The sequence below is a fragment of the Flavobacterium ajazii genome, from assembly GCF_010614725.1.
In the GTDB taxonomy this organism is placed as follows: Bacteria; Bacteroidota; Bacteroidia; order Flavobacteriales; family Flavobacteriaceae; genus Flavobacterium; species Flavobacterium ajazii.
This window is the reverse complement of record NZ_JAAEHL010000005.1, coordinates 137,371-150,669: the sequence shown is the minus strand read 5'-3', so window position 1 is coordinate 150,669 and position 13,299 is coordinate 137,371. Positions and strand designations below refer to the sequence as shown.

The following is a 13,299-nucleotide window of genomic DNA, read 5'->3' as shown; positions in this document are numbered from 1 at the left end:
TTATTCTATGTTTTGTTCTGAAACCAAATTCCCTTTATTGTATTTTCTGATATCGGTTAATTTTCCTTTATCCGAATAGAATTTCCATTTTCCGAAATAAAACCAGTGTGTTTCGACTGAATCAATTTCAACGCTGGTTTTTCCTTTTGATTGGAGCTTTCCGTTTGGATGATAATATTTTACGGTGCACATTCCGTTTTTGTATTTTTCGGTTTTATAGATTTTTCCGTTGATATAGGATTTCCACTTTTTTACCGGCTGGTCGTCTTTGTAATATTCATACGACTTGTAATGGGTACTATCTTCTGAATATTCCTCAATCCAGACTCCTTGCTTTTTCTTTTCAGTCTTTTGGTTGATTAAACTGGGTTTGCAGCCAAAAAGAAATGCTCCGCATAACAATATTGCAAAAAGGTTTTTCATGTCTTTTTTCTATGTTTGTAGATTTGTTTCTACAAATGTAGAGTAAAATTTAAAACTTGCAAGAAAAAAGTTTTAAAAATTTAAATCGAACTATGATTTTCAATGATTTGTGATAGCGTTAGGGATAGAGGCGGCATCCTTTTATGAAGTGATAACGGAATAAAAGATATAGCCGAAAGCCCGACCGTAGGTAACGCCCTAATTAATATCAATGACAAATTTTAATATCAATTTGAAACTCAAAAAAAATCCGCTCATTACTGAACGGATTTAAATTTTATTATGAAACGAATTACTTCGAAAGCTCTACAAAATATTTATAAAACAATGGAATAGTTTCAATCCCTTTCAGGTAATTAAAGATTCCGAAATGCTCGTTTGGAGAGTGAATCGCATCGCTGTCGAGTCCGAAGCCCATCAAAATAGTTTTGCTTTTTAATTCTTTTTCAAATAATGATACAATCGGAATACTGCCGCCTGAACGAACCGGAATTGCAGGAACTCCAAACGTTTCTGTATATGCTTTATTTGCCGCCTGATATCCGATACTGTCAATTGGAGTTACATAACCCTGGCCACCGTGGTGAGGTGTAACTTTTACAGTAACTCCGGCCGGAGCAATGCTGGTGAAATGTTTTGTGAATAACTCTGTGATTTCATGCCAGTCCTGATTTGGAACCAATCGCATAGAGATTTTAGCGAAAGCTTTGCTTGCGATAACTGTTTTGGCACCTTCTCCTGTGTAACCGCCCCAAATTCCGTTTACATCTAATGTTGGACGGATGGAATTTCTTTCGTTGGTTACATACCCTTTTTCGCCATAAACATCAGCGATATCTAAAGCATTTTTATATTTTTCTAAGCTGAAAGGCGCTTTTGCCATTTCGGCTCTTTCTTCTGCAGATAATTCCTGAACTTTATCGTAGAATCCCGGAATTGTTATATGATTGTTTTCGTCATGAAGAGAAGCTATCATTTTTGCCAGAATATTAATTGGGTTAGCCACTGCGCCACCATATAAACCAGAATGTAAATCGCGGTTTGGACCAGTAACTTCAACTTCAACATAACTCAAACCTCTTAAACCGGTAGTGATAGACGGTTGTTGGTTTGAAATCATTCCGGTATCTGAAATAAGGATTACATCATTTTTCAGTTTTTCCTGATTGCGTTCTACGAACCAGGCCAAACTTGCAGAACCTACTTCTTCTTCGCCTTCGATCATGAATTTTACATTGCAAGGCAAAGTATTGCTTTGTACCATGTATTCAAGCGCTTTTACGTGCATGTACATTTGGCCTTTGTCGTCACAAGCTCCACGGGCAAAAATCGCTCCGTCAGGGTGAATATTTGTAGTTTTAATAACCGGTTCAAATGGGGGAGAAGCCCATAATTCTAAAGGATCCGGCGGTTGAACATCGTAGTGTCCGTAAACTAAAACCGTTGGAAGATTTGGGTCGATTATTTTTTCTCCGTAGATAATTGGGTAACCCGGAGTGTCGCAGGTTTCGACATAATCGCAGCCTGCTTTTGATAAACTTTCTTTTACAGCCTCTGCTGTGTCAATAACATCTTGGGAGTATGCAGTGTCGGCACTAACCGACGGAATCTTTAATAATTCGATCAATTCGTTGATAAACCGATCTTTATGTTGTTGAACGTAGGACTTAATGTTTTCCATTTAAATAAATTTTATAGAAAACCAAATGTACAAAAAAGAGAATTAAAAAAAATTTTCAAAAAATGCTTTGATTATTGGAAAGTATGCTTATCTTTGCACCCACAATTCCGCGGATATGGTGAAATTGGTAGACATGCCAGACTTAGGATCTGGTGCCGCAAGGCGTGTAGGTTCGAGTCCTATTATCCGCACTAAAAAAAGCTTCTGAAGATTTTCAGAAGCTTTTTTGTTTTTTGGTGTATAATAGAATAACAAATATTTTGAATTAAAATATTAATAGTCATATAATTAACAATGTGATAAGGTTGGTCAGAATAATTATTTCTTACCTTTGATAGTTGAAAAAATCTACCAAAAATCCTTCTCTTTGTCTATTTGTAAAACAAATTCCCCAAATTTTGTTTCGGTTATAAAAATTCATTTTTCAAAAACCTAAAAAACAAACAAAATGGAAGCACAACTTCAGGAAATTCGGGAACAGCAAAAAGCATCCTGGAACAAATTTTCTCCAGGCTGGAAAAAATGGGATCATGAAATTCTGGATTTTATGAGGCCTTTTGCTGATGAGATTATTAATTCGATAAATCCAAGAGGTTCAGATGTGATTTTAGATGTCGCGGCCGGAACTGGCGAACCGGGTTTGAGCATTGCCGCGATGCTTTCTGATGGAAAAGTCGTTATTACCGATCTTGCCGATGATATGCTCACCATTGCTCGCGAAAATGCTTTTAAAAAAGGTATTACAAATGTTGAATTTCAGGCCTGCGACGTAACTGAACTTCCTTTTTACGACAATACATTTGATGCTGTAAGCTGTCGAATGGGTTTTATGTTTTTTCCGGATATGCTTTTAGTGACAAAAGAAATGTTTCGGGTTTTAAAACCTGGAGGCAGAATTGCAATTGCAGTCTGGAGTGGATCTGAGAAGAATTTCTGGGTAACTGCAATTGGTGGCACTATTAACAGAAACATGCAGCTCGTTCCTCCGTCTCCTGAAGCTCCGGGGATGTTTCGCTGTTCAAAAAGCGGTTTAATGACGGATATTTTTGAACAGGCTGGGTTTAAGGATGTGGCTGAAAAAGAACTTACAGGTAGATTAAATTGTGGTACGGCAGAGGTTTATTGGGATATGATGACTGAAATTGCAGCTCCTTTTGTTGCAGCTCTAAGTAATGCTGATGAAGTAATGAGAGAAAAAATCAAACAAGAAGTTTTTATATTAATAAATCAAAAATTTCCTAACGAAAATGTAATTATCGACGGGAACGCACTAGTGATTGCTGCAAGGAAATGACTTTAAAAAAGAATCTTTGGAATTTGCCTAAAGGGATTAAATCAAAAAAGCCGTCCACAAAAGTGGAAAGCTTTTCATTGGTCTAACTACTAAACCAGCTACGAGTTACAAAGTCGTAGCAAACAACACAACTAATCTTAGATACCGTATTTGGGCAAAAAAGCCTTTCCGTTAAGAAAGGCTTCTCCCAATATTGCGGTCTGGACGGGACTCGAACCCGCGACCCCATGCGTGACAGGCATGTATTCTAACCAACTGAACTACCAAACCTCTGCGTTATTGCGGTTGCAAAGATAGTACAGAATTTCATTTCTGCAAGCGTTTTTATAAAAAAATTTGAATATAATTTAAAATCACTATCCAAAGTTTTGTTTTTCAACTAAATATGTAGTCAATATTTTTTCAAAATTATCACCAACATTGACCGGAACGTACTTAATCTGGTTCTTGGCACACGTTAAAGCCAGATTTTTAAAGTAGGCCTCTGCCCTTTTTTCATATTCCTGCTTTACATTATCTGCAAAAATCGACACTTCTTCGCCTGATTCTAAGTCGATAAACTTTCTTGGCGTATTATCAAAGTCAAATTTCAGCTCGGTTTCGTGATCTACTACGTGAAATAAAACAACTTTATGTTTATTATGTTTTAAATGCTGCAGTGCATTAAACAGCTTTTCATCATCTTCTGACTGAAACATATCCGTAAACAGAATAATCATCGAACGTCGGTGCATTTTCTCTGCTATCTGATGCAGATACGTAATCGTGTCTGTACTTTTTTTGACCTTAGGCTGTTCTAATAATTGCTCCAGTTTATTCAAAAGCATTCTGTGGTGACGATCGCTTCCTTTTTCGGGAGCATAATATTCGTAACTGTCTGAAAAAACACTTAAACCTACGGCATCACGCTGTTTCTTTAAAATATTCATTAAAACTGCCGAAGCTAAAACTGCAAAACCAATTTTCTTTTCATAAAAAGGCTGATTCGATTTGAGTTCCGGATAATGCATCGATGACGAATTGTCCACAATAAGATGACAGCGTAAATTGGTTTCTTCCTCAAAGCGTTTAGTGTATAAACGGTCTGTTTTGGCAAATAATTTCCAGTCGATATGTTTGGTGCTTTCGCCTGCGTTATACACTTTATGCTCGGCAAATTCTGCCGAAAATCCATGAAACGGACTCTTGTGCATTCCGGATATAAAACCTTCTACAACCTGATTTGCCAGCATTTCGAGATGCTGAAAACTCGAGACTTTCTCTATTTCCGATTCGATTTTCATTCGGTTTCTTTTTTAATATTTTGTGCTTTAAAAAGCAAATCTGTCGCCATGAATAACTTGCGTTTCAGGATCGGACTAAAATTAGGGTTTTCTTTTAAGAATCGTTGTATTTCATCAAAAGCGTATTTCGATGAATATCTTCCAACGGTATTGTCAAGCCAGTCTTTCGGAAAGAAAATATCTCCTGTACGCTGGATTTCTTCTGTCAAATCTAATGAAAATCTGATATATTTTTGGGCACTTTCCTGGCGAAGCGGATGATTTACATTCGCCAAACCAACCGAAACCCACGATTCTTTCTCGCGATTTGCATCATCTTTTAAGGATTCTACAAACTTATTTCGAACCGATACATCTTTTGATAAGGATGGAAGCAGAAATTCAAATCGTTTCTTTTTGTCCGGATTTGAAATTGAAGTTCTGGTTCTTTCCAGAATTTCATCGGATTTTTTGTGTTTGAAAATAGCCAGATTCATTGCCATATTGATGTAATCATCTTCGTTTAATTTCAGATTTGGGATCACAGTTTCTTTATTCCAAATCTGGTATAATTTGGCTTTCGCCGAATCTGAATAAGCAACAGAACTAAACAAACCAAATAATGTCTTTTTAACATTCGAAGATAAATTAGCCTGTAAACGCTCGTACAAAATACCAACAAGCTGTTTTTGAACTTTATTTTGCTGTTTTTCGGTAAAAAATCTCCAATAAATCGTGCTTAGATTCCCAGATACAATTCGCAAAACTAATTCATTGTCTTCCGATTGAATTCCTTTTACAAAACAATCAAAAGCTTTTTCTGGAGAAATATTTCCGATTAAAGTATTTTCGTAAAGATTGCTGTAAGCCGAAGCTCTCGCTACCTCATCTTTTAAACCAGCAATATAATTTAAATGTGTCCCGTCAAGCGGAAAAACCCCGTATCCAAAACCGTTATAATTGTAAATAATCGCAAGCGGTTTCTCAAGTCCGACAGCCTCATTTATAACTAAATTTTTATCTGTAATATTTGCCATCAGTACTTTTACATCATTCGCATAAACAAAACCGATCTGAAAAACCTGAGGCCAGACATTATCTGATTTATCTTCGGCTTGTTGAGTAATTTCAAACTTCCTGATTCGGTTTTGAGCATCGTATTCGATTTTGTCTGTAAAAATAGCTCTTCCGGATTTGTTCACCCAGACTTCGCTCCATTGCTTCATATCCAAAGGCGTTTCAGCATCGAGAATTTCTACGAGATTATTCCAGTCGGCATTATCATTTGCGTATTTCTGTATGTATTTTTGAATTCCTTTCTGGAAAGCCTCTTTTCCCATTGAAGCTTCCAGCTGACGCATCATAATCGGTGCTTTGTTGTAAATGATGGCACCATAAAGCGATCCGGCATTTTTTAAATTTTCCAGATGCTGTTTTATAGGATGTGTTCCTAAAGAGCGGTCTTCCGCGTAAGCGCTGGGATAATGTGCTGTAAAAAATTGCAGGTTATGATTGACTTTTGGGAAAATCGGATTCATGATTTTGTCTGCCATAAAATTGGCAAAAACCTCTTTCATCCAGACATCGTCAAACCATTTCATCGTTACCAAATCACCAAACCACATGTGTGAGGTTTCGTGTGCGATCAATTTTGCACGATTTAATTTTTCGCTGTCGGTCGCACTGTTGTCCAGAAACAAAGTCGATTCGCGGTACTGAATCGCACCCACATGCTCCATTCCTCCATATTGAAAAACCGGAATTGATGCAAAATCTAACTTCTGAAAAGGAAATTTATAGTTGGTATATCTTTCTAAAAAATCTAAAGACTGTTGATGCAGGTTGAAAATCGTATCCATACTGCTTGCTATTTTGCCCCTGTCATTTTCCCGAAATAAAAAAGTCATTTCTAAACCAGGTTTCTTTGTTACACTATTGAATTTTCCGGCTACAAATGAAAATAAATACGTACTCATTTTGTCTGATTCTGCGAAAGTGTACGAAGTAAAATCACCTTTTTCAACGGTCTCTTTTATATCGGCTCCAGCCAAAACCTTCCAGTCTTTTGGAACAGAGAGACTCAGTTTGTAAGTCGCTTTTAGATCCGGCTGATCAAAAGAAGGGAATAAAGTACACGCACGATCTGGAACTAATAAAGTATATAGGAAATCATCGTTTCGGTTTAAAGATAAATTTCCGGCAATAAACGAAATTGCAATCGTGTTTTTCCCTGAAACCAAACTTTCAACAGGAATCACAATATGTCCTTTTTCATGAACAATGGCGATATTTTTTCCGTTTGCTGAAACTGATTTTATATTTGAAGTTTTCTCTTTAAAATCTAAAAGTAAAGGCTGACTCAAATCAGACAAATTTAAATTTAAAGTCAATTCAGAATTGATGTTCTCACTTTTCTGATTCGGAATTTCGAATAAAAGCGCATAATTTACATCAGAAATTTGATGTTTTCGAAAAATGGCCAGCTGCTCGGAAACGCCATTTTCTAAAAGAACACTTTCTTTTTGTTTTGATTGGGAAAAACCAGATGTAAGAATTGTAAAAAAGCAGAGAAAGCAGTAGAAGATTTTCATTTTTAAAGGAATATATAAGATTCGTAAAAATAAAAAAAATGGATTGGTTTTAGAAGGTCTTCATGTAAAAGTTTGTCATTAGCGATAGGTCGAAACAATCTATCTACTAAATTTTTCACGCAGATTTTAAAAAGATTCAAACAGATGCATACAGGTTACTTATCTAAATTAAATCTGCTTTAATCTGCAAAATCTGCGTGAAACAAAATCATTTTTATTCGGATAAACTTAATCCATAGCAATAAAAAAGGCCTGACTTTCGTCAGACCATTTTTATATAAATCATAATCTTACGATTACAACAAAGCGTCTAAGCTGTCTGCGTAGGTTTGTTTTGGAGCTACTCCAACTTGTTTACCTACTACTTCACCGTTATGAAAAACCAAAACGGTTGGTATGTTACGCACACCGTATTTTGCTGCGAATTCCTGGTTTGCATCAACATCAACTTTTCCAACAACTACTTTACCTTCGTATTCGCTGCTCAATTCGTCAATGATTGGACCAACCATTCTACAAGGACCACACCATGCTGCCCAAAAATCTACCATTACAGGTTTATCTGATTTCAAAACTACTTCATCAAAAGTAGCATCTGTGATTGCTAATGCCATAATAATTTATTTTAAGATTATCCCTTTTGTCTTCAATCAGGGAAACAATTTTTTAATAAGTTTTAAACTTGAGTACAAATTTAGAAATTTTAAATCAATCAAACGTTATTCGCAAATTAGTTTTGATTATAAAAGTATTGTCAATAATTATATGAATAGTAAAGCACTTATTTACAAGTGTTTATTTTTTAATCAATTGAAAACCAAATTTTTAAATCAACTCATTTTTTAACGTATCTTTAATAAACCAAAACTGTTTCTGATGCAAAAAACGTTACATTCAGTCAAAACCTTTTTACAATCGGCTCGTTTTAAAAAGTTCGCCAAACGCCTTGGCTTCTTTATTTTAGGATGTATTACCCTTATTGTAATCGCTTCCGGAGCGTTATCATTTTATTTCGATAGGAACAAAACCGAAATCATAGCCAAAATCAACACGAAAATCAATGAGAACATCAACGGAAAATTTCATATCGGCGATTTTCAGTATAAATTTCTAACCGGTTTCCCCAATTTTACTCTTGCTCTTAAAGATGTTGAAATAAAAGACAATCAATGGCATATCCATAAACATACGTTATTAAAAACCAACGAAATCGAAGTGCGTTTAAACGTTTGGAGTCTGCTGAAAAAAGAAATCAACATCCGTAAGATTCTGATCAATGACGCTCAGATTTATGTGTACAAAGCCGAAAACGGGTATTCGAACGCCAATATTTTTAAATCCAAAAAGAAAAAAACACCCAAAAGCAAATCGAAAACCGAAACTATAATCAATCAGGTCGACCTCAACAAAGTCCATTTTACATTAGACAATCGCGTAGGACATAAACTGTTTGATTTTGATGTAGCCGGTTTAAAATCTAAAGTTCGTTATGACGGAGACAACTGGCAGACTGATGTTTTTCTAAATACACAGATTAACAGTCTGGCATTTAATACGGTTCACGGTAGTTTCGCCAAACAAAAAAGACTCAAAGGAACCTTAGCGGTTTCTTTTGATGCCGAAAAAGAAAAAATTGATGTCAAAACAGAAAATCTGAAAATCGGAGAAGATTCCTTTGATATTGTGGCTTTTTTTAATGTAGCGAAAGGAAACTCACTTTTCGGAATCAATATCGGTACCCGGATTTTATGGCAAAATGCTTCCAATCTGTTGTCTGGTAACATCAGCTCCAAGCTGAATCGTTTTGATTTAAAAAAGCCGATCGATGTAAATTGCGATATCAAAGGCGATTTAAATGTCGAAGGCGACCCGAAAATTGTCGTTCAGGCACTCATAAAAGATAATGAACTCAACATTCCGGACGGACTCATTACTGATTGTAATTTTAAAGGTATTTTTACCAATAATTTCAAGCCGAAAGCAGGTTTTGACGATGCTAATTCGGCTGTTATACTGACCAATTTTTCAGGGAGTTATCTCAATGTACCGCTCAAAATTCCGCGGTTAAGCATCAATAATCTCGAAAAACCGCTGGCAACCGGACTCCTGAGTTCTGATTTTGATGTAAACCGTCTCAACGAAATGAGCAATGACAAATGGATTAATTTTACCGAAGGGCATGCCACGGCCAATCTGAAATTTCAGTTTGATATTGTAGATCTCTACATCAACAAACCGCGTTTTATAGGAAATGTGAATATTGCCAACACCTCCTTTCATTTTATTCCGAAAAATATCCATGCCGAAAAAGTAAATGTACAGCTCGACTTTACCCAGCAGGCTTTGCTGATCAAAAAAATTGCCTACAAACACAAAAAAAACACCATTTTTATCGAAGGCAAAATCGATAATTTCCTAAATCTGTATTACGATGCGCCCGAAAAAATGGTCGTCAACTGGAAAATCTATTGCCCTAATATCGATGTAAAACAATTTCTGGGTGTCATGGCTTCTTCCAAAAAACAAAAAGTTGCCAAAACCACTAAAAAACCAACCGTTTCCAACCAATTGCGAACCGTAATCGAAAAATGTTCGGTTGTAATCGATATCAAAGCCGATAAAATAAATTATAACAAACTGACCGCCACCAATACTACGGCTACGCTCCAGATGCTGAATTCGAAACTTGTAATCAAAAACGGTTCACTGCAGACCTCCGGCGGAAGCGTTGCTTTTAACACCGAAATTTCGCCAAGCGGAAAAAACTTCGCCTTTCGTTCCAGTGCGCAGGTAACGCGGGTTGATATTGCGGGCTTTTTAAAATCGTTCAACAACTTTGGGGTTCAGTCGTTCAGTCCCGATAACATTCGCGGAAAACTCAGCAGTTCAGCCAATGTAACCTGTTTTATCAACAGCAATGGCGAGCTCATTACCAATTCGACCCGCGGAAACCTGACATTCAAAGTCAGTCAGGGCGCTTTGATCAACTTCGAACCGATTATGAAAGTCGGCAAATTTGCCTTTCCGTTTCGCGATGTCAAAAACATCACTTTTAGCGATTTATCGGGCGATTTTAAACTTCGTGGCGAGCAAATCGATGTCAACAAACTCACCATCAGTTCCAGCGTGTTAAATATGGATGCCAAAGGTATTTACTCCTTCGGCCGCGGCACCAATATCGCCATGACCATCCCCCTCCGAAACTCCAAAAACGACGCCCAGCTTGCCACCCAGGCCGAACGCGACGCCGTTCGCGAAAAAGGAATCGTACTGCATTTAGTAGCCGTTGATGTTGATGGGAAGATGAAGATTAAGCGTGGGAAGAAAGAGAAATAAAATGGGATATTCTGAAAATAAAATAAAAGTTTTACGATTTGAGGAAGCAAATGGTTTCTATACAACTCCCGAAAGAAGCAAACTCATGTCCAAAATTAAAGGAAAGGATACAAAACCTGAAATTTTGTTTCGCAAAGAATTATGGAAAGCAGGGTTAAGATATAGAAAACATAATAAAAAACTTCCGGGAAACCCAGATATTGTAAATAAAAAACAAAAGTTAATCATATTTATCGATGGCGAGTTTTGGCACGGGTATAATTGGACGGAAAAGAAAAAGAAAATTAAAACTAATAGGAAATTTTGGATAGCTAAAATAGAGCGAAACATGCAACGTGATCAGGAAAATAATCTAAGACTTGAAAAATTAGGTTATAAAGTTTTTAGATTTTGGGAACATGAGGTAAAAAAAGAAACTCAAAAATGTATTCAGTTAATTTTCTCCTATCTAAATGATCTTTAAGCAATTAAAAAAGCAACTATTTTTTGTTCTAATTTATAACAAAAAACACTTTTAATTATGGAATTTTTTCATTTATTTTTGTAACCATTGTATAACGTTAAACAACTTGGTTATGAGTGATTATATTTCATTGTCTGAAGCATCAGAATTGTTAGGAAAGAGCAAAGAGACTTTAAGACGTTGGGATAATGAAGGAAAATTGAATGCTGTACGCGAACCTATGAGCAATTATAGAATGTACAAAAGATCTGAAATTAATAATTTATTTTCAAGTTTTATAGATGATGATATACAACAAACCGTTTCCAATCATGTAATTCCCGAAAATAATTATACAGTTCTTGAACTTTTCGCCGGAGCTGGCGGATTAGCCATTGGAATGGAGAAAGCTGGATTAAAATGTGTTGCTTTAAACGAAATTGATAAATGGGCATGCGAAACCTTAAGAACTAATAGGCCAAATTGGAATGTTCTTGAAGGAGATATAAAACAGTTCAATTTTTCAGAATATCATAATAAAGTAGATGTTGTTACAGGTGGCTTCCCTTGTCAAGCATTTAGTTATGCTGGAAAAAAACTTGGTTTAGCTGATGCTAGAGGGACATTATTTTATGAATTTGCAAGAGCAGTAAAAGAAGTAAATCCTCTAATTTGTATTGGTGAAAATGTTCGGGGATTATTAAATCATGACAATGGTAAAACCCTTCAAGGTATGATTTCAATTTTAGATGAAATAGGATATAACGTTGTTCCTGTTCAAGTCCTAAAAGCAATTAATTTTAATGTGCCTCAGAAAAGAGAAAGGTTAATTTTAGTTGGTATTAGAAAAGATATTAATGTAAAATATGAATATCCAAAGCCTTATAAAAAAATTTACAATTTAAAAGATGCTTTAAAAAAAGGAGATTTATTTGAATGTGATGTTCCACATTCAGGAGGCTCAAAATATCCAAAAAGTAAAGTTGATGTTTTAAAATTAGTTCCACAAAAAGGATACTGGAGAGATTTACCTATAGATATTCAAAAAGAATTTATGGGTGGTAGCTTTTATCTTGGTGGTGGAAAAACAGGAATTGCAAGAAGAATTGGTTGGGACGAACCTTGTTTAACATTAACTTGTAGTCCTGCGCAAAAACAAACAGAAAGGTGTCATCCTGAAGAAACAAGACCATTTACAGTTCGCGAATATGCAAGGATTCAAACTTTTCCAGATGATTGGCAATTTTCAGGTTCTATTGCTCAACAATATAAGCAAATTGGAAATGCTGTCCCTGTTAACTTAGGAAAAGAAGTTGGGTATTCAGTTATAAGTTTTCTAAATCAATACTATAAAATAAAAGAATAATGTATTACTTTGTGAAAAAGTAACACATTATCTTATGCCAACTAGAGACGAAGTTTATATAATTGTTAGAGAAACAGTAATTAATTCTATTACAGGATATATTAGGAACAGACAAAATGTTGTTCCTAATTTTCAAATTCTAGATTTAATTATTCCTACAGAAAGAAGAATAAGATCCGTTGTTGGCGGAATGGAAACTTCTTTGGGAACTACTCTTTGGGAACCATTAGCAAAAGCAATAGCACAGTTAAATGGTTTTGAGGTAGTGAATAGTAATTTATTAGCCCCTTCAAATATGCCAGCAATTCTGCAAAACACTGTGCAAATGCTTATTGAAGGCAGAAACAATAGAAATCCTCAATATAATGCCCAACATTGTCATGATAGAATTAGAGAAGCTTGTCAGAATTTTTTAATCTATCCTATAAATGATTTCATGCCCCCTCCAAGAGGTTTTGGAGTTGATATTTGGTTAAAAAAAGATAATATAAATTATTTTTTTGATACAAAAACCGTCCAAGCAAATGTTGGTGGTTATGCTAGATGTTTTTCTCAAATACTTAATTGGTATGCATATTTTTATTCAAGATATCCCGATCAACATTCTTTATCAAAAATAGTTTTTCCATATAATCCATACGGTCAAGTTGATTTTTGGTCACGAACTATAGGCGGAGGCTGGCCCCTTGAACCAAATAATGAAGGTTGGGTTGAGAATGATTTTTGGGATTTTTGCTCAGGCCTAGATAACACTTTTTCAATTATATATGATGTCTTTTTAGATATTTCCCGAACAGGAGATTTAGAAGAGATTATACAGCATATCTTTTACGGACATAATCAACAAAATTAGCAATAAAATCCATTTAGAATCTGTATTTAGAATCTCAAAACTGGAAAATTT

At 35.5% G+C, this 13,299-nt stretch carries 10 protein-coding genes and 2 tRNA genes; 6 read left to right on the top strand and 6 right to left on the bottom strand.

What is annotated here, in order from left to right; translation table 11 throughout:
• Positions 1 to 423, bottom strand: coding sequence for a toxin-antitoxin system YwqK family antitoxin (locus tag GWR14_RS10860; protein ID WP_163409047.1), 423 nt, complete (start codon positions 421 to 423; stop codon positions 1 to 3).
• A 292-nt stretch (positions 424 to 715) separates the two neighbouring features.
• Positions 716 to 2,104 carry a dipeptidase gene (locus GWR14_RS10855; RefSeq protein WP_163409046.1) on the bottom strand — a complete coding sequence of 463 codons (1,389 nt, stop codon included), beginning with the start codon at positions 2,102 to 2,104 and terminating at the stop codon, positions 716 to 718.
• 109 nt (positions 2,105 to 2,213) lie between these two features.
• Here GWR14_RS10855 and GWR14_RS10850 point away from each other — a divergent pair.
• Positions 2,214 to 2,295: transfer RNA gene (locus GWR14_RS10850), tRNA-Leu, on the top strand.
• A gap of 257 nt (positions 2,296 to 2,552) precedes the next feature.
• Positions 2,553 to 3,398 (top strand): class I SAM-dependent methyltransferase, encoded by an 846-nt coding sequence (locus GWR14_RS10845; RefSeq protein WP_163409045.1) that lies wholly within the window; start codon positions 2,553 to 2,555, stop codon positions 3,396 to 3,398.
• 196 nt (positions 3,399 to 3,594) lie between these two features.
• Here the strand turns inward: GWR14_RS10845 and GWR14_RS10840 are convergent.
• From GWR14_RS10840 to trxA, 4 genes are all read right to left on the bottom strand, one after another.
• Positions 3,595 to 3,668 (bottom strand) — tRNA-Asp (locus GWR14_RS10840).
• An 86-nt stretch (positions 3,669 to 3,754) separates the two neighbouring features.
• Entirely contained in the window at positions 3,755 to 4,681 is a 927-nt protein-coding gene (locus GWR14_RS10835; RefSeq protein WP_163409044.1) for a DUF58 domain-containing protein, read from the bottom strand.
• On the bottom strand, positions 4,678 to 7,251 hold the full coding sequence (locus tag GWR14_RS10830; protein ID WP_163409043.1) for a M1 family aminopeptidase: 2,574 nt from the start codon (positions 7,249 to 7,251) through the stop codon (positions 4,678 to 4,680). Before GWR14_RS10830 ends, GWR14_RS10835 begins: the two co-directional genes overlap by 4 nt.
• 296 nt (positions 7,252 to 7,547) lie before the next feature.
• On the bottom strand, positions 7,548 to 7,865 hold the full coding sequence (trxA, locus tag GWR14_RS10825; protein ID WP_007805142.1) for a thioredoxin: 318 nt from the start codon (positions 7,863 to 7,865) through the stop codon (positions 7,548 to 7,550).
• Positions 7,866 to 8,127: 262 nt separating this feature from the next.
• Here trxA and GWR14_RS10820 point away from each other — a divergent pair, with 262 nt between their 5' ends.
• The 4 genes from GWR14_RS10820 to GWR14_RS10805 all read left to right on the top strand — a co-directional run bounded on the left by GWR14_RS10820 (position 8,128) and on the right by GWR14_RS10805 (position 13,248).
• A complete protein-coding gene (locus GWR14_RS10820) occupies positions 8,128 to 10,587 on the top strand; it encodes an AsmA family protein (protein ID WP_163409042.1) in 2,460 nt (819 codons plus the stop codon).
• Between the two features lies 1 nt (position 10,588).
• Complete coding sequence (locus GWR14_RS10815; protein WP_163409041.1) at positions 10,589 to 11,050, top strand: very short patch repair endonuclease; 462 nt, start codon at positions 10,589 to 10,591, stop codon at positions 11,048 to 11,050.
• Between the two features lie 106 nt (positions 11,051 to 11,156).
• A complete protein-coding gene (gene dcm / locus GWR14_RS10810; RefSeq protein ID WP_223150970.1) occupies positions 11,157 to 12,395 on the top strand; it encodes a DNA (cytosine-5-)-methyltransferase in 1,239 nt (412 codons plus the stop codon).
• 34 nt (positions 12,396 to 12,429) lie between these two features.
• Positions 12,430 to 13,248: a TdeIII family type II restriction endonuclease gene (locus tag GWR14_RS10805; RefSeq protein WP_163409039.1), complete on the top strand. Its 819-nt coding sequence runs from the start codon at positions 12,430 to 12,432 to the stop codon at positions 13,246 to 13,248.
• Positions 13,249 to 13,299 lie beyond the last annotated feature (51 nt).